Here is a 17,732-nt window from a genome sequence, read left to right as displayed (position 1 = left end):
ATGGCACCGCGCTCTCGCCGCCATGTCCTGCCTGGCTTCAGACTGTCGCTGGGGTTGACCTGGGCCTATGTCGGGTTGCTCGTCCTCATTCCGCTGTCCAGCCTCTTCCTCAAGACGTTCTCCCTGACATGGCCGCAGTTCTGGGAGACGGTGACGGCGCCTCGGGCGCTGGCGGCGTACAAGCTCAGCTTCAGCGCGTCGCTGGCGGCGGCGCTGGCCAACGTCGTCTTCGGGCTCCTGGTGGCCTGGGTGCTCGTGCGCTATCGCTTTCCGGGCCGCTCGCTGGTGGAGTCGCTGGTGGACCTGCCCTTCGCGCTTCCCACCGCGGTGGCGGGGCTGACGCTCACCACGCTGTTCTCCTCGAAGGGCTGGTACGGGCAGTACCTGGAGGCGTGGGGCCTCAAGGTGGCCTACACCTCCGTGGGCGTGGCCGTGGCGCTGACCTTCATTGGCCTGCCCTTCGTGGTGCGCACGGTGCAGCCCGTGCTGGAGGACATCGATGTGGACGTGGAGGAGGCCGCGGCCACGCTGGGGGCCACGCCGTGGCAGACCTTCACGCGCGTGTTGTTCCCGGCCATCGTCCCCGCGCTGCTCAGCGGCTTCACCCTGGCCTTCGCGCGGGCGCTGGGGGAGTACGGCTCCGTCGTCTTCATCTCCGGCAACATGCCGCTGCGCACGGAGATTGTTCCGCTGCTCATCGTCACCAAGCTGGAGCAGTACGACTACGCGGGGGCCACGGCCATCGCCGTCGTCATGTTGCTGGCGTCGTTCCTCCTGCTGCTCGCCGTCAACCTGCTCCAGCGCTGGAGCCATCGCCGGCTGGAAGCCCGGTCCGGAGCGTGACGGACATGTTCGCTCCCTCGATACACCTGCCGCGTCGCAAGACGCGGACCCTGGAAGGGTCCCCATGGGTCCGGTGGACGCTCGTCACCGTGGCGTTGGGGTTCCTGGCCGTCTTCCTGGTCGTCCCTCTGGTCGCCGTCTTCTCGTTCGCGTTCCAGAAGGGCTGGGAGGCCTACCTCGCGGCAATCACGGAGCCGGAGGCGCGCTCCGCCATCCTCCTGACGCTGACGGCGGCGGTCATCGCGGTGCCGCTCAACCTCGTCTTCGGCCTGGCGGCGGCGTGGCTCCTGGCGCGCTTCCGCTTCCGGGGACGCGCGCTGCTGCTGACGCTCATCGACCTGCCCTTCAGCGTGTCGCCCGTCATCGCCGGACTCATCTTCGTACTGCTCTTCGGGCGGCAGGGCTGGCTGGGGCCGTTGCTGTTCGAGCACGACATCCACGTCATCTTCGCCGTGCCGGGAATCGTCCTCGCCACGGTGTTCATCACCTTGCCCTTCGTCGTGCGGGAGGTGCTGCCGGTGATGCAGACGCAGGGCAGTGACGAGGAGGAGGCGGCGCTGACGCTGGGCGCGAGCGGCTGGCGCACCTTCCTGCGCGTCACGCTGCCGAAGGTGAAGTGGGGCGTGCTCTACGGCGTCATCCTCTGCAACGCGCGGGCGATGGGCGAGTTCGGGGCCGTCTCGGTGGTCTCCGGGCACGTGCGCGGTGTCACCACGACGCTGCCGCTGCACGCGGAGATTCTCTACAACGAATACGATTTCGCGGGGGCCTTCGCCGTGGCGTCGTTGCTCACGCTGCTCGCGCTCGTGACGCTGGTGCTGAAGAAGTACGTGGAGTGGAGGAGTGAGGCGTCATGAGCATCATCGTCAAGCAGCTCACCCGGCGGTTCTCTCCGGGCGGAAGTCCCGCCGTCTCGGACGTCTCGTTCCAGGCGCCCGCGGGCGCCATCACCTCCCTGCTGGGGCCGTCCGGCGCGGGAAAGTCCACGCTCCTTCGCCTCATCTGTGGGCTGGAGGTCCCCGACGTCGGTCGCGTCCTCATCGACGGGCTGGACTGTACGGCGCTGCCCGTGCAGAAGCGCAACGTGGGCGTCGTCTTCCAGAGCTACGCCCTGTTCCGGCACATGACGGTGCGCGAGAACATCGCCTTCGGACTCAACGTGCGGCGGCTTCCCCGAGACGAGGTGGAGGCGCGCGTGGACGAGATGCTGCGCCTGGTCCAGCTCGAGGCGCTGGGCTCGCGCCATCCGGGGCAGCTTTCCGGCGGACAGCGCCAGCGGGTCGCCTTCGCGCGAGCGCTGGCCATCCGTCCCCGGGTGTTGCTGCTGGACGAGCCCTTCGGCGCGCTCGATACGCGGGTGCGCGAGGAGCTGCGCGAGTGGCTCCATGAGTTGCACGAGCGCACGGGGCTGACGACGCTGCTGGTGACGCATGACCAGCAGGAGGCGCTGGAAATCTCGCAGCACGTGGTGGTGATGAGCGAGGGGCGCGTGGCGCAGGCGGGCTCACCGGAGGACATCTACGACCGGCCCGCGTCACCCTTCGTCGCGTCGTTCATCGGCGGGGCGAGTGTCCTTCGTGGCCACGTCCTGGAGGGCAGGGCGGCGCTGGGGTCGCTCGCGCTGTCCGTACCCGCCGCCGCGCGGGAGGGCGAGGCGGTGCACGCCTTCGTACGGCCTCACGACATCAAGCTGGCCCGTTCCGTTTCGGTGGCGGGAGCAGGGGAGCGCACGCCCTTCATGGGCCGGGTGGAGCGCTTCAAGCCCGTGGGCGGCTTCGTCAAGGTGCTGTTGCGCATGCCCTCCGGGGACGAGGTCACCGTCCAGGTGCCTCGCTCGGAGTTCGAGGCGCTCGGCGTCGTCGAGGGGGACGCGGTGCGCGCCGATGTGCTCACCGCGTCCGTCTTCGTGGGGGACTACGCCATCTGACGGACGCGCCTTCAGTGCGCTTCGATGACGGACGGCGCATGAGGGCTGTGCGCCGCCAGCGCTTCGGGAATCACCACCGGCTCGTGGGGCGCGACCTTCCAGGGAGGCAGCGCCTCACCCCGGCGCTGGGCGCGGATGCAGCGCCACAGCTCGTTCGCGTACGGCAGCACGATGGTGGCGCCGATGCCGAGCAGGATGTTGCGCAGGTAGCCCGCGGGGAGCCGCTGCTTCTTGAGTGCGAAGCGCCACCGTCCCTTGCGACCACCGATGCCCCAGATGGCCAGGAACTGGTCCCAGTGCAGGCAGACGATGGAGGACACGGCCATGAAGGGCAGCACCTCCAGGAAGCTGTGCGTGTGCTGCTCGCGGGGCTCCACGTCCCGCTGGTGGTTGATGGCATAGGCCACGTCCGCGAAGGCCGTCGCCTCGTGCGCCAGCGAGTGTCCCAGCATGACGGAGAGGGTGAGCGGGTTGATCTCCATCAACAGCCCCATCATCACCGGTACGCCCACCTCGGTCATCATCAGGCAGTGGATGAGTGACTCGCCCGCGCCACTGGTGTGTTCGATATCCGTGCGCTTGTGCCACACCCAGTCCACCACGCCCGGCACCAGCCACGCCGGCAGCATGAAGTAGAGCAGCACCCGCCGCGTCGCCGACTCCACGTCCGTGGCTCCGGAGGGGATGCGCAGCCGGGGCCTGTGGAGGTAGCCGCGCGCGGCCCGGACCAGCTTGAACCGCCAGCTCCGATGCCCCCAGGGCGTGGTGACTTCACGGAACATTGCCGCCGCGCTGCTCATGACTTCCCCCACTCCCGCATCTCTCGGGTGCCACTGGATGGATGTGTCAGAAGCTAGGCATTGCCCCCACTCACACCACCGAGCATCGGCCGGACAGGAGGGCGCCAGCAGGCCACGACGAACCTGCAAGGAAGTTGGAAATGCTGTTATTTCTCGAAATGGAGGTCTCACCCATTCCGGGAGGTACGCATGGCAGGACGGACCGAGACGTGGCTGGTGGCGGCGGGGCTGGTGCTGGGCGGCTGTGGAAGTGAGGTGGCGGTGGAGCCCGAGCCGGTGCCGCTGGCGAGCCAGGCGCAGAAGGAGCAGGCGTACGACCCGGGGGCGGGTTGGAACCTGGTGTGGCAGGACGACTTCGGCGGCACGGGTTTGAACGCGGCGAACTGGAACGTGCTGACGAGCAACCACGACCCCGTCACGAACAACTGCAACTTCGGCACGGGGGAGCTGGAGTTCCCCCGCGCGCAGAACGTCACGGTGAGCGGGGGCAAGCTCATCCTCACCGCCGAGCGGACGACGGATGGGCCGTATGACTCGCGCTGCGCGGGGTATGGGCCGCGCTCGTTCTATTCGGGGCGCATCCACACCAAGGGCAAGGTGGAGCGGCGCTACGGCAAGCTCGTCGCCAGCATCAAGGTGCCGTCCGGGTACGGCATGTGGCCGGCGTTCTGGACGCTGGGGGCGAACATCTCCAACGTCGGCTGGCCGGCGAGCGGCGAAATCGACATCCTGGAGTGGCACTCCAACGAGCCGTCGTGGATGAAGGTCGCCACGCACTCGTCCAACGGTGTGCAGCACTGGGGCTCGGGAGCCAACCGGGGCTACAGCCTGGCGGATGCCTTCCACATCTACGAGGTGGAGTGGGCCGCGGACCGGATGGTGTTCAAGCTGGACAATCAGGTCCGGGCGAACGCGGACTTCTTCCACAATGACCCGGCGTTCCAGCAGAGCCACTACATCCTGCTGAACCTGGCCCTGGGTGGGAACTGGTACAACAACACCTCGCCCGCCGCCGTCGACCTGCCGCTGGGGCAGCGCAAGACGATGGAGGTGGAGTGGGTGCGCTGGTACCAGGCGGGCAGCTCCAGTGGCGTCTCGCTGGCCAATCCGGGCTTCGAGGCGGACATGAGTGGCTGGTCGACCTGGAGCCCCAACGGCACCGAGGCGGCGGACTTCAGCGAGACGTACAATGGCGGCCACTCGGGCAGTTACCACCTGTCGCACTGGACCAACGCGACGCCCTTCGAGGTGTGGACCTTTCAGGCCGTGTCGGGGCTGGCGTCGGGCAACTACAAGGTCCGTGCGTGGGTTCGCAAGGGGGGCTCGTTCGAGCTGGCGCGCATCCAGGCGAAGACGTGCGGCTCCTGCGCACCGGCCTTCACGGAGCTGGGGACGTATGGCGCGTGGACGCTGGTGGAGTCTCCCGCCATCTCCGTCACCGGCGGCTACCTGGAGCTGGGGTTCCACACCCGGGCGACCACGGGCAACGGCGCCAACTTCATCCACATGGATGACGTGGAGCTGGTGCGCCTGTAGCCAATGACTGAGGGGTGGAGCGCGAGTCCGGCTCCACCCCTAAGTGCTACTGTGTGACGAAAGTATCAGACAGGTGAAGAGGTCCCCGTTGGGCTGATGCGGGGCAGGGGTGCGGCGTCCTGGGCCAGCGAGAGGACGCGGTCCCATGCCGTACCGGGTTCCGGGCACCCTCATCCAAGTACCGGGCGATGTTCCGAAAGACCCGCCTCGGTTTCCGGGATGGGTTTCCTTTTCCAGACTTATTCATGCTTAGTTTGAATAATTTGACTTCCGTGCGAGGCGCTCGCCTCACTGGAGTGTTCGCACGGTGCTGGGGAGGGAACCGATGAGACGTGAAGAGAAGATGTCGCGTGGCCCGGCGGCCTGGGCGTGTCTGTTGTTGTTGTGCGGGCCGTGGGCCCTGGGCTGTACGGAGCCTGTTTCACGGGAGCCTTCCTCGCCCGAAGTAGGGACGGTGAAGGCCGCCGAGGGGCTTCCGAGAAATCAAACCGTCTCGGCGGGTCGGCTCCACTCGCTGGTGCTGCGGCCGGATGGAACGGCGTGGAGCTGGGGCGCGAATACGTTCGGACAACTGGGAGATGGCACCACGCGGACCCATGGAACGCCCGTGCGGGTCTGGGGGCTGTCGTCGGTGAGCATCGTCTCCGCGGGAGACCTGCACTCGCTGGCGCTGAAGGCGGACGGCACGGTGTGGGCCTGGGGGAACAACGAGCGGGGACAGCTGGGGCTTGGTGACACCGCGATGCGCCTGTCGCCTGTGCGCGTCCCCGGGCTCACGGACGTGGTGCGGATTGTCGCGGGCTTCTCGCACTCGCTGGCGCTGAAGGCGGACGGCACGGTGTGGGCCTGGGGCAACAATGCGACCGGCCAGCTCGGTGACGGCACCACCACGCAGCGGCTTCTTCCCGTAGCTGTTCCCGGCCTGCTGGGCGTGTCCGAAATTGGCGCGGGCAACTCACACTCGCTGGCGCTCAAGGCGGACGGCACGGCGTGGACGTGGGGTGCGAACGCGGATGGGCAACTCGGTGACGGTGGCGTCACGCAGCGAGTCGTCCCGGGCCAGGTGCCGGGCCTGACGACGGTGGTGGCCATCGTGGGCGGCGGCTCGCACTCGATGGCGTTGAAGGTCGATGGAACGGTGTGGGCTTGGGGGCAGAACGCCTTCGGCCAGCTCGGCGATGGGACGACGACGGGGCGCCCCGCTCCCGTGCAGGCGCTGGGGATGTCGAACGTGACGGCGGTGGCGGGTGGGGGACAGCACTCGCTGGTGCTGAAGTCGGACGGCACGGTGTGGGGCTGGGGCGGCAATGCACGCGGTCAGTTGGGCGATGGCACGACGACGCAGCGTCCCTCTCCCGTGCCCGTGCAAGTCACCACGGGCGTGCTGGGCGTCGCGGCGGGCGGAGGACAGCACTCGGTCGCGATGAGGGCCGGGGGCGAGGTCTGGTCCTGGGGGAACAACGCGGACGGGCAGGTGGGGGATGGCACCCGGCTGCTCAGGACGGAGCCCACGCGAGCGGCCGCCATGTCCGTGCGCGTGGAGACCGCGGCTGGAACGAATCACTCGTTGGCGATGAAGCCAGACGGCTCGGTGTGGGCCTGGGGCTCCAACAACTTCGGACAACTGGGTGACGGTTCGACGACGCATCGGGCCGCTCCGGTGCAGGTGGTGGGACTTGGCGTGGACGTCCTGGCGCTCGCGGCGGGGCGCGGTTTCTCCCTGGCCTTGAAGACCGATGGCACCGTCTGGACGTGGGGCGAAAACGCCAGCGGTCAGCTTGGGAATGGGACGACCACCGCGCGAAGTGTCCCCGAGCAGGTCGCGGGGTTGAACGATGTCGTGAGCGTCTCGGCGGGCGACAACCATGCGCTCGTCGTGAAAGCGGATGGGACGGTGTGGTCCTGGGGCTCCAATCAATCAGGGCAGTTGGGAGACGGCGGCACCACTTCTCGTGGAGTGCCCGCCCAGGTCCCCGGACTCACCGCCATGGTGGAGGTGGTGGGCGGCAACTCCCACTCCCTGGCGCTGAAGCGGGACGGAACGGTGTGGGCATGGGGTAGCAACGGGTTTGGACAGTTGGGGGATGGCACGACGACCCAGCGGCTTCTTCCCGTGGCCGTACCGGGCTTGACGGGCGTGGTGTCCCTCTCCTCGAAGTACCTCCACTCCATGGCCTTGCGAATGGATGGCACCGTCTGGGCATGGGGCTACAACTACACGGGGCAGCTCGGAGACGGCTCCACCACGCAGCGACTGGTGGCCACGCGGGTCCTCGGCCTCACGGATGTCTCCGCCATCCGCGCGGGAAGCTCCTATTCCGCGGCGCTGAAGTCGGATGGCACCGTGTGGACCTGGGGTTTCAATTCTTCGGGGCAGTTGGGGGATGGCACCACGAACCAACGCCTGGCGGCGGGACGTGTCGTGGGTCTGGTGAATGTGATGTCGCTCGCCGCGGGGGATGCTCACCTCCTCGCGGCCCGGGACGACAACACCTTGTGGGCCTGGGGCTCGGGCACCTCGGGGCAGGTGGGTGACGGCGTCTCCGCCATGTCGCTGGCGCCGACGAAGACCTTGTTCTCCGGGGCGCGAGCCACCAGCGCGAGCTTGTCCTACTCGCTGGCGGTACGGGGAGACGGCACGGTGTGGAGCTGGGGGACCAATTCGTCGAACGGTGTGCTGGGGGATGGCAGCACGGTGGTGCGGCGAACCCCCGTCTCCGCCAGCGGCCTTTCGAATGTGCTGAGCCTGGATGCCGGTCCCAATCATGCATTGGCGCTCCGCGCGGGCGGCATCGTCTGGGCCTGGGGCTACAACACGTCGGGACAACTGGGGCAGGGGCAGAACAGCGCGCCGGTGTTCCTGTCGCCCGCATGGGTGCCGACGCTGACCAACGCGGTGGCCGTCGCCGCCGGTGATTGGCACTCGTTCGCGCTTCGGGCGGACGGCACCGTCTGGGCCTGGGGCGAGAACTGGCAGGGCCAGCTCGGTGACGGCACTGCCACGAACACGCGGTACTCACCAGTGATGGTGGCCAACCTCTCCGGCGTCGTGGCCATCTCCGCCCGGCGCAATCACGCCCTCGCGCTCAAGGCAGACGGAACCGTCTGGAGCTGGGGCTTCAACACCCAGGGGCAGCTCGGAGACGGGACCCTCACGAGCCGTCAAGCTCCCGTGCCTGTGGGTGGCCTGTCGAATGTGCTCGCCATCGACACCGGGGATTCCTTCTCCGTGGCGTTGAAGTCAGACGGGACGGTGTGGACGTGGGGGCAGAACAGCGCGGGGCAGTTGGGGGATGGCGGCAATCTCAACCGCCTGGTGCCCACGCAGGTGCTCGGGTTGACCCGAGTCGCCTCCGTGACGGCGGGAGCCCAACATGTACTGGCTTTGATGGCGGATGGCACGGTGCGCTCGTGGGGCGCCAACAGCGCGGGGCAGCTCGGCGATGGGAGCAATGCCGCGCGGAACCTGCCGGTGGTCGTGCCGGGCCTCACGGGCGTGCTGTCTGTCATGGCGGGCGACCAGCACTCGCTGGCCATTCGCGATGACCGGACGCTGTGGGGCTGGGGCCTCAACCTCCATGGCCAGCTGGGCAACGGCGTTCTGCCGCACCGCACCTTGCCTGTGAACGTCTGGTAACGCATACATGAGGCGTGGGTCCCGGGGGCGTCGTCCCCTCCCGGGACTCTGTCGAGAATCGTATGGTTCAATCGCCTTGCGATGCAATCAATGTCATACGAGACAATCCGTAATCGTGTTGACAGGTCGCGATATGCCCCGCATAAGGTTGGCTGCATTTGCAGCCCTACCCAGCGGAGCGGCCCATGGGTGCGACATATGCGAATCCCCTGGAGTATGACGGACGAGAGCTTCGTCCCACCCGGCTTCTCCTCACCGGGGGCACGGGGTTCCTGGGAAGCCACTTCCTCCTCTGGCGACTGAGGGCAGGGGGACGGCTCTTCGTCCTGGTGCGTGGCACGTCGCCGGAGCATGCGCGCGAGAGACTCCTGGAATCTCTCGCGGAGGCCGCGGCCTCGTATGACGTCCCCGTTCCATTGGAGGCCGTCGAAAAGAATGTCGTCTGCCTCGTCGGCGACATCACCCTCCCGCTCTGTGGCCTCTCACCCGAGGACCTGGGGCGACTGGAAGAGGCGCGGCTGGAGGAGGTGTGGCATTCCGCGGCCAGCCTCGCGTATGAGAATCGCCACCGGGACAAAATCCATGCACACAATTGCATCGGGACGAGAAACATCCTGGAGGTCGCGCGGAAGGTAGGGGCCGAGAGGTTTGTCTATGTCTCCACCGCCTACACGGCGGGCACCCGGCGCGGAGTGATTCCCGAAGCGCTGCATCCGGAACCCACGGGCGGTGCCGCGGACTTCAACAACTACTACGAGGAGAGCAAGGCGCAGGCGGAGCGCGAGGTCTCTCGTGCCTGTGAGGAGGCCGGTCGCGCCTACAGCATCGTCCGTCCCTCGGTCATCATCGGCCCCAGCGCGAGCCGACGCAGCGGGGGGACGCGGTTCGGAATCTATGGCTTCGTGCGGGAGCTGTACCGGCTGCGCCGGGAGCTGGCGCAAGTCACGGACCCGCTGCGGCTGCTGGGTCACGAGGGCGCGGGCGTCAACATGGTGCCCGTGGACCACGTGGTGCTGGACATGCTCCGGCTGAGCGCCACCCGGTTCGAGGGCGGGCCGGTGCATCACCTGGTGGGGCCCGTGGAGCTTCCGGCCACGGGGATGGTGGACCGGATGTCCCATGCGCTCCGGCTGCCCATCCTCAGCTTCACCACGCACCGTGAGACGGAAGCGTCCCCGATTGAACAGCTGTTCGATTTGCGCGGCGCCTTCTACGCAAGCTACGGCCTGAACCCGAAGCGGTTCGCCCGCGCGCTCCCTCCGCACCCGCCGCTCTCCCTCGCGGACCTGGATGTCTACCTTTCGAGCTATCTCGCGGAGCTGGCGCGCGAGCGCGAAGGGCTGGTGTTCACCCCCGTGCAGGTTCGCGCCCCGGATGGGGCGGAGGTGTGTGCCTTCACCCGGGGGGACCCCGCGCGCCCGGTGCTGGTCCTCTGCAACGCCTACGCGATGCCCGAGGAGTTCCTGGCTCCGCTCGCGCAGCGGCTGGCCCAGAACTGGCGGGTGGTGACGTGGAACACCCGCTGGCTGCCCACGCCGACGCCGGACTTCAATCCCTCTCAGTGTGACTCCAGCGTCCATGTGGCGGACCTGATCGCCGTGCTCGACCGGCTGGGAATCTCCCGGGTGGAGACGGTGGTGGGCTGGAGCAGTGGCGCGCAGGTGGCGCTGCGCGCGCTGGCCGAACACCCCGAGCGGTTCGCGAGCGGCGTGCTGCTCAACGGGACGGTGTCGCTGGCGGCGACCGCGGACCACCCGATGACGTCCTTCGAGAAGAACCTCCGCCAGCTCTTCCCCCAGATTGCCGCCAACCCCCGGGTGGCGGAGCGCTACTGCAAGCTGATTTTCGGAGGCAGCCCCGGAGCCGAGGCGTCGAACAGCGAGGACCGGAAGGTGGTGGCCAGCGTCCTCACCTCCACGGACCCCCACCTGCTCTACATGACCAGCGTGCCGTTCCGCACGCCGTCCAGTCTCTTCCGATACGCGAACATGGTCTGCGCGCTCTTCCGCGAGCGGGAGGACGCCTGGACGTCCTCCGTGAAGCAGCCCGTGCTCGTCTTCGGAGGTGGAGCGGATGCCATCTCGCACCCGGACCAGGTGGCGCTCCTGGCCTCCCGGCTCGTCGGCGCGAAGACAGTGCTCCAGCCGACCGCGGACCACTTCTCCCATTTCTATGACGAAGGGATGGCCACCATGATTGAGGACTTCGCCCAGCACGCGCCCTCCGGGGCGCTTCCCGTGGAGCCTTCCGGGGATGGTTTCGCGCGCACCCTGGAGCGGCTGATTCACCTCTCCAACGCGGACACCTCCAATCCCTTTCGGGAGCTCGTCTGGGAGAAGTCCCTCCCCGAGGACCAGCCCTGGATGAGCCCGGAGCTGCTCTCCGTCCATGGCACGCCCTGGGCCCAGAAGCTGACGCAGGAGCAGCTCCTGCGGCTCAGCAAGTGGGAGTGCATCAACTTCTTCAGCCTGAACGTGACGGGCATCCGCGAGCTGCTCACGGAGATGATCAGTCGCATCCACACCCCCGGCTACGAGGTGTCCTCCGAATACCTCCACCACCTGGTGCTCGAGGAGAATGAGCACATGTGGTACTTCTCGCGGTTCTGCCTGACGTACGGCGGAAAGATATACAAGGACCGCCGCATCCGTTACGACACCTTCCCCGAGACGGACATCAAGGAGTTCCTGGCCTTCGCCACGGTGCTGGTGTTCGAGGAGATTGTCGACGGCTACAACAGCCACATGGCGAAGGACATGCGTCTGCCGCCCTTCGTGCGTGAAATCAACCGGCTGCACCACTCGGATGAGACACGCCACATCAGCTACGGGCGGTTGAACATCGAGCGGCTCCACCAGGGGCTGCGGGCGAAGCACGGCGTAGAGCGACTGCGGGACGTGGAGCGCGCGCTCAAGCGCTTCATGCTCACGTCGATGCAGAAGCTCTACAACCCGGACATCTACAAGGACGTGGGGTTGCCCGAGCCGCTGAAGCTTCGCAACGAGCTGCTGGCCCATCCCGAGCGCGTGGCCTTCAACGAGCGCATCCTCTCGAAGACAACGAGGTTCATGGTGAAGAAGGAAATCTTCACCGACGACCGGCTGTCCTGACCTGTCTGGGAGAGACACGCATGTCGCCCCATCACCTCTGCGGTTTGCTGGAAGAAGCCGAGCGCCATCATGGAGACCGTCTGTTCTTGTCTGACGACCGGTCCTCGCTCACCTATGCCCAGCTCGCCACGGCCACCCGGCGTCTGGGGGGCTGGCTTTCACGCCAGGGTTTCCGGCGGGGAGACAGGGCCGTCATCCTCACCCGCAACCGCGCGGAGGCGGCCCTGGCCGCGTTCGCGACGGCGCGGCTGGGCGGCATCTTCGCGGTGCTGCATGGCGCGATTCGCGAGCCGGGCCTGCGGAGGATTCTGGAGCAGGTGACGCCCACCGTGGCCTTCCTGGACGAGTCCACCGCGCACCTCGCGCCTGCCTTCGCCGACGTGCCCATCGTCTGGGTGGGGGAGGGCGCGGAGCCGGCCTCGGGAATGCGGCTGTCGCGCATCCTGGACAGCGAGCCCGCGGAGTGTCCGCCCTTCTCGGGTGTGGACGTGGATCCGGTCTGTCTCATCTACACGTCCGGCTCCACGGGAGCGCCGCGCGGCGTGACGCTCAGCCACGACAACATCCTCTTCGTGGTGGCCGCCATCCAGGAGCGGCTCCAGTACCGCGCCGAGGACGTGGTGGGCGTCTTCCTGCCGCTCTCGTTCGACTACGGCCTGTATCAGGTGTTCCTCGCCGCGCAGGTGGGGGCGGGCGTGTTCGTCGGGAGCGCGGAGCTGGCCGGGCCGGCGCTGGTCACCACGCTGGAGCGACAGCGGGTCACCGTGCTTCCCGGCGTGCCCACGTTGTTCGCCGCGTTGCTCAAGCTGCTCGGCCGGAGTGGGGCGGGCGCGCTCCGCTTGAGGGCGCTCACCAACACGGGCGCGCATCTGCCGGCCAGCCACGTGGAGCATCTCCGGCGTCAACTGCCGGGAGTCTCGGTGTTCCCCATGTATGGACTGACCGAGTGCAAGCGCGTCTCCATCCTCCTGCCCGAGGAGTTGGAGGCACACCCGGGCTCGGTGGGGCGCGCGCTGCCCGGCACGGAGGCGATGATTCTGGACGAGCAGGGCCATGTGCTTCCGCCAGGCGAAGTGGGGGAGCTGGTCATCCAGGGGCGCCACGTCGCGCTCGGGTACTGGCGGGCGCCGGAGGAGACCGCGCTGCGCTATCGCGTGCACCCGCGCGGGCTGGGCCGCGTGCTGTTCTCCGGTGACCTGTTCCGGATGGACGCGGAGGGCTTCCTCCAGTTCGTCGGGCGCCGGGACTTCCTCCTCAAGCGCCGGGGCTTCCGGATGCACCCGCTCGAAATCGAAGAGGTGGCCTGCGGGCTGCCCGGTGTCGCGGAGGCGGGCGTGGTGCAAGAGGCGCAGGTCGACCGGTTGCACCTCTTCGTCACCTCCCTCCCAGGCGCGCCGCCGCCGCGCGAGGCCGGGCTGCTCGATGCGCTCGCCAGTCGCCTGGAGCCCTACAAGGTTCCGGACCAGGTGCACTGGGTGCCAGAGCTGCCGAGGACGGCCAACGGCAAGCTGGACCGGGCGGCCCTCGCGAGTCTGCTGACGGCGGGAGGACAGCCATGAGCGCGCCGATGAGTCCGCACCTGGCGGCTCGGGCCGCGGCATGGTTGGAGATGTACGGCTCGCCCCTCTACGTCTACGACCTGGGGGACGTGGAGCGGCGCACGCGCGAGCTCATGTCCGTCCTGCCAGAGGGCAGCCGGGTGTTGTTCTCGCTCAAGGCCAACCCGCTTCCGGCGATGGCGGAGGCGCTCTGCCGGCTCGGCTGCGATGCGGAGGTGTCGTCGCCTGGAGAGCTGGCGGTGGCGGTGGCCGCGGGCTTCGCTCCGGAGCGGGTGCTCTACTCCGGCCCGGGCAAGAGCGCCGACGAGGTGCGTGGGGCGCTCGGCGCTGGCGTGACGCGCTTCTCCGCCGAGTCGTGGACGGACCTGGAGCGCATCGACCGGGCCGCGCGAGCCGCTCGGCTTCGGGCGCGAGTCCTCCTGCGCGTCAACCCGGATGCGCCTCCCGTGGCCCGGCTGGCGATGAGTGGCGTGAGCAGCCAGTTCGGTCTCGACGAGGCGGAGTGGCGCGAGGGCCGCGCACGCGTGGCCGCGCTCGGTGCCGTCGAGCTGATGGGGTTGCACATCTACCAGGGCACCCAGCTCGCGGATATTCCCGCGCTGCTCTCCGCGCTGCGGGTGGCGCTGGAGGTGGGGGAGTCGCTCTCCAGTGCGTTCGAGCTCCCCTTCCAGGTGATGGACCTGGGAGGCGGATTCCCCTGGCCCTTCGCCACGCCCGGTGTCGGACCGGAACTGGCGCCCCTGCGCGAGCCGCTCGCGCAACTGGCCGCGGAGCGACGGAGGACCGCGTCCGCTTCGCTGTGGTTCGAGTCGGGGCGTCGCCTCTGCGGCTCCTCGGGCACGCTCTGGTCGACGGTGATGGACGTGAAGCGCTCGAAGGGTAAGCAGTACGTCGTCCTCGACAGTGGCATCCACCACCTGGGCGGCATGTCGGGTCTGGGGCGGGTGCCGCTGGTCGGCATCGGCGTCGCGCGGGCGGGCGGGGAGGTGGAGCCCGGAGTGCTGGAGGAGGTCAACGTGGTGGGGCCGCTGTGCACGCCGCTGGATTGCTTCGCACGCAATCTCAAGCTGCCGCCGCTCCGGGTGGGAGACAGGGTGTTCATCCCCAACGTTGGAGCCTATGGGGCGACCGCGAGCCTCACGGGGTTCCTGAGCCGGCCGCCGCCGTTGGAGCTGGCCCACCGGGACGGGGAGGTCATCGCGGTGCACCGGCTGCGCTGGGGACACGAGCCCCACACGCGCTTGCCCATCCAAGGGTCGCTTTCGTCGGAGGAGACACGATGAATACGGACGAGGTGAGGACCAGGCTCATCGAGGTGCTTCGCGAGTTCCTTCCCCGCGTGGCGCCCGACGAGCCGGTGGAGATGGCGCGCCCCTGCAACGAGATGGGGCTGGACTCGATGAACGCCATCAATCTGATGCTCGCGCTCGAGGGAGCGTTCGAGATTTCCTTCCCGGACGCGCTCCTCACCGCGGAGACCTTCCACTCCCCGGCGAGCCTGGAGACCATCGTCCATCAACTGCGCGGCGCCGCCCAGTGAGCTCGCTCCGCGCCGTCCCAGAGAAGGTGGAGCCGGCGCGGCCGGTGAAGGAGGCGGCCCCCTCCTCACCGGCGCGCACCCCCGTGGCGCGCGAGCAGCGGGTGTCCTCGGCGGTCGACCGCTGGCGCAAGCGCGAGGCGCAGGACTCGAGAATCGAGGCGGCCAAGGCGTTGGGGCAGCAGCTCCGGGCGCGGTCCTGGGAGGCCCCGCCCACGCCCCACCAGCGCGAGGCGGAGCAGTACCGCGCCAGCATTGGCAAGACACTGCTCCAATTGGGCGTCTGGATTTTCGGGGCCCTGTGGTTGCTGGTGAGAATCGGCGCGGACGTGCTCCGGCGGCGAGACTCCATCCAGTCGCGAGGCCAGCACCTGCGGCGCCTGATTGAGCGAGCGGGGGGGACGTGGATCAAGCTGGGCCAGCAGATGGCCATCCGCGTGGACCTGCTCCCGTATCCGGTGGCGCAGGAGCTGGAGAAGATGCTCGACGCCGCGCCGCCCATTCCCTTCTCCCAGGTACGCGAAATCGTCGAGCGGTCCCTCCAGCGGCCGATAGCAGAGGTGTTCTCCGAGTTGAGCGCGGCGCCCGTGGGCTCCGGCTCCGTCGCCTGTGTCTACCGCGCGGTGTTGCATGGCGGGGAGGAGGTGGCGGTGAAGGTCCGCCGGCCCGGGGTCGGCTCGCTCTTCGCCGCGGACATGCGCGCGCTGGGGTGGATTCTCGGGCTCGCGGAGCTGTGGTTCGTTCCTCCCGGCTACTCGCGCCAGTTGCTCCACGAGCTGAGCACCATGCTCTACGAGGAGCTCGATTTCGTCCGGGAGGCCCGCTACACGGAGCTCTTCCAGGACCGGATGGACAAGCTGGGCCAGCGCTTCGTGCGCTCGCCGCGCGTGTATGGCGAGCTGTCCAACCACGAGGTGCTGGTCACCGAGTTCGTCTCCGGCATCTGGCTCAAGGACCTCATCTCCGCGGCCGAGCGCAAGGATGAGCCGGGGCTGTCGTCGCTCGCCACGCTGGGCATCGTGCCCCGCAAGGTGGCCCGCAGGCTGCTCAAGATTGCCCGCCTCTGCGCCCAGGAAGGGCTCTTCTTCCACGCGGACCTGCACCCGGCGAACGTGATGGTTCAACCGGACAGCCGGCTGGTGCTCATCGACTTTGGGTCCTGCGGTGCCTTCACGGCGAGGGAGCGCCGGGTGTGGCGCGAAATCGCGGACGCGCAGGCGAACGAGGACGTGGGGCGGATGGTGTCCGCGGTGCTCGCGCTGCTTGAACCCCTGCCCGCGGTGGACGTGGAGGAGTTCTCCCGCAAGCTGGAGGGCATCTTCTGGCAGGACCTCTATGCGAACAAGAGTCGCACCTCGCGCTGGTGGGAGCGCACCTCCGCCAACCTCTGGATAGGGTTCTTCAAGCTGGCCCAGGAGTACAGGGTCCCGATGAACCTCAACACCTTGCGGATGATTCGCTCCACCATGCTCTCCGACAGCCTGGCGGCCCGGTTGGAACCCCGCATAGACCATTATCGGGAGTACCGCCGGTACGAGGTGCAGCTCGGCCGACGGATGCGAGAGCGATTGAACCGGAAACTGGACAGTCTGTCCGAGGACCGCTCGTTCATTCGCTACGAACAGTTCTACGAAGCGGCTGTGGCCGGCTTCTATCGAGTCCAGCGCTTCCTCGACTCCTCGACCTATCGGTTCGCGGTGACGGAGCGGACCGTCTCTTTCGCCCTGTCGCAGGCGCTGCGGGCGGGGAGCTGGCTGTTGCTGGGGGCGCTGACGGTTCGCGTGGGGGCGGCGGTGGTGGGAATCACCCGGCGAGGGCAGGGTGCGGGCGAGGCGTTCGCCACGGAGGTGTTGTCTGGCCAGGCCTGGAGCCAGACGCTGCTCAGTCCCCTGTTCCTGGGCGCGGTGCTGCTTGCCTTGGCGGTGACGCTGCGAGGCATCAGCTTCAGGCTCTCGGATAAGGACCGAGAAGCGGGCTCACGCACCGCGCTCTGACTGGCCCGCACGTGGGCGGCAGGGCCCGGACAACATGAAGGGAGAATACTGATATGACAATTGAATCCCCGAACGGCATCAGCTCCATTCCCGTCGTCATCGACATGGGCAAGCAGCGGAACAAGAAGCTCAAGGACCTCAAGCGAGGCCGAGGCGCGCTGATGCTCGAAGTGGGCGAGGCCCTGAACGAAGTCCGGGACAGGCTGGGCGAAGAGGCCTTTGGCAAGCAGTTGGTCCCCGTCGTCCTCATCTACCGGAAGCAGGCCAAGAAGAAGAAGCGGGGTGGGCTGTCGCTGCCGTTCATGCCCCCCTTCATGCCCTGAACCCACGCAGTGGACTCGAGGAGCGAAAGTCATGAGCATTCCAGGCAAGGAAGTGACCACCGAGACGGCCGTCAGGGTGGATGGCAACGGTGGACAGATGGTCGCGACCGAGGTGGTGATTGAACGCACCCGTTCGCAGGGCAAGAAGAAGAAGCGCAAGACGAGCAAGGGGTTGAAGAACCTGGACAAGGCGCACGACAACGCGAGTCGTGCGATGGAGCACCTGTCCGCGTCCGTCTCCGACGGGCTGAAGACCTATCGTCGGGAGCAGAAGGCCTCGGCCGAGAAGAAGAAGGACGGCGCCCTGCGAGACTTGATGAAGAACTCCGGCAAGGCGGCGAGCGATTCCTTGAAGACCTTGAGCAAGGTGCCTCTCGACCTCACCCGGACCATCGACAACAAGCGCAACCGCAAGCAGGTGCGGGCCGTCGCGCGGTTCATCGCCGGCCCGCTGGGTCGCTAGCGC

Annotated in this window: 13 protein-coding genes; 12 read left to right on the top strand and 1 reads right to left on the bottom strand. The window is 68.0% G+C overall.

All coding sequences use genetic code 11. The features are described from left to right. The 3 genes from cysT to HUA76_RS39300 are packed head-to-tail and all read left to right on the top strand — an operon-like array spanning position 1 to position 2,770. The gene (gene cysT / locus HUA76_RS39310) at positions 1–843 is read left to right on the top strand and encodes a sulfate ABC transporter permease subunit CysT (RefSeq protein ID WP_174458812.1); all 843 of its coding nucleotides are present in this window, start codon (positions 1–3) and stop codon (positions 841–843) included. A gap of 5 nt (positions 844–848) precedes the next feature. Next, on the top strand, positions 849–1,700 hold the full coding sequence (gene cysW, locus HUA76_RS39305; RefSeq protein ID WP_174458811.1) for a sulfate ABC transporter permease subunit CysW: 852 nt from the start codon (positions 849–851) through the stop codon (positions 1,698–1,700). Further along, positions 1,697–2,770, top strand: a complete 1,074-nt coding sequence (locus HUA76_RS39300) for a sulfate/molybdate ABC transporter ATP-binding protein (protein ID WP_174463764.1) — start codon at positions 1,697–1,699, stop codon at positions 2,768–2,770. The genes cysW and HUA76_RS39300 overlap by 4 nt, the downstream gene beginning before the upstream one ends. Before the next feature lie 11 nt (positions 2,771–2,781). Here the strand turns inward: HUA76_RS39300 and HUA76_RS39295 are convergent, their stop codons facing one another. Further along, positions 2,782–3,570: a hypothetical protein gene (locus tag HUA76_RS39295; protein ID WP_174463763.1), complete on the bottom strand. Its 789-nt coding sequence runs from the start codon at positions 3,568–3,570 to the stop codon at positions 2,782–2,784. Between the two features lie 189 nt (positions 3,571–3,759). On the opposite strand from HUA76_RS39295, the gene HUA76_RS39290 reads away from it, so the two are divergent. From HUA76_RS39290 to HUA76_RS39250, 9 genes are all read left to right on the top strand, one after another. Next, positions 3,760–5,106: a family 16 glycosylhydrolase gene (locus tag HUA76_RS39290; protein ID WP_174458808.1), complete on the top strand. Its 1,347-nt coding sequence runs from the start codon at positions 3,760–3,762 to the stop codon at positions 5,104–5,106. 325 nt (positions 5,107–5,431) lie between these two features. After that, on the top strand, positions 5,432–8,743 hold the full coding sequence (locus HUA76_RS39285) for an RCC1 repeat-containing protein (protein ID WP_174463762.1): 3,312 nt from the start codon (positions 5,432–5,434) through the stop codon (positions 8,741–8,743). Between the two features lie 185 nt (positions 8,744–8,928). Then, positions 8,929–11,853, top strand: a complete 2,925-nt coding sequence (locus HUA76_RS39280; RefSeq protein ID WP_174463761.1) for an alpha/beta fold hydrolase — start codon at positions 8,929–8,931, stop codon at positions 11,851–11,853. 20 nt (positions 11,854–11,873) lie between these two features. Beyond that, positions 11,874–13,412 carry a class I adenylate-forming enzyme family protein gene (locus HUA76_RS39275; RefSeq protein ID WP_256433706.1) on the top strand — a complete coding sequence of 513 codons (1,539 nt, stop codon included), beginning with the start codon at positions 11,874–11,876 and terminating at the stop codon, positions 13,410–13,412. Next, on the top strand, positions 13,409–14,695 hold the full coding sequence (locus tag HUA76_RS39270; protein WP_174463759.1) for a type III PLP-dependent enzyme: 1,287 nt from the start codon (positions 13,409–13,411) through the stop codon (positions 14,693–14,695). The genes HUA76_RS39275 and HUA76_RS39270 overlap by 4 nt, the downstream gene beginning before the upstream one ends. Next, a complete protein-coding gene (locus HUA76_RS39265) occupies positions 14,692–14,952 on the top strand; it encodes a phosphopantetheine-binding protein (RefSeq protein WP_121763088.1) in 261 nt (86 codons plus the stop codon). The genes HUA76_RS39270 and HUA76_RS39265 overlap by 4 nt, the downstream gene beginning before the upstream one ends. Further along, positions 14,949–16,943 (top strand): AarF/ABC1/UbiB kinase family protein, encoded by a 1,995-nt coding sequence (locus HUA76_RS39260; protein WP_174463758.1) that lies wholly within the window; start codon positions 14,949–14,951, stop codon positions 16,941–16,943. Before HUA76_RS39265 ends, HUA76_RS39260 begins: the two co-directional genes overlap by 4 nt. 53 nt (positions 16,944–16,996) lie before the next feature. Beyond that, positions 16,997–17,266: a hypothetical protein gene (locus HUA76_RS39255; protein ID WP_174463757.1), complete on the top strand. Its 270-nt coding sequence runs from the start codon at positions 16,997–16,999 to the stop codon at positions 17,264–17,266. Positions 17,267–17,297: 31 nt separating this feature from the next. Further along, complete coding sequence (locus HUA76_RS39250) at positions 17,298–17,729, top strand: hypothetical protein (protein WP_141647915.1); 432 nt, start codon at positions 17,298–17,300, stop codon at positions 17,727–17,729. Positions 17,730–17,732: the final 3 nt, after the last annotated feature.

The organism is Myxococcus sp. CA056 (assembly GCF_013336715.1).
In the GTDB taxonomy this organism is placed as follows: Bacteria; Myxococcota; Myxococcia; order Myxococcales; family Myxococcaceae; genus Myxococcus; species Myxococcus llanfairpwllgwyngyllgogerychwyrndrobwllllantysiliogogogochensis.
This window is presented reverse-complemented; position numbering and strand designations above follow the sequence as displayed.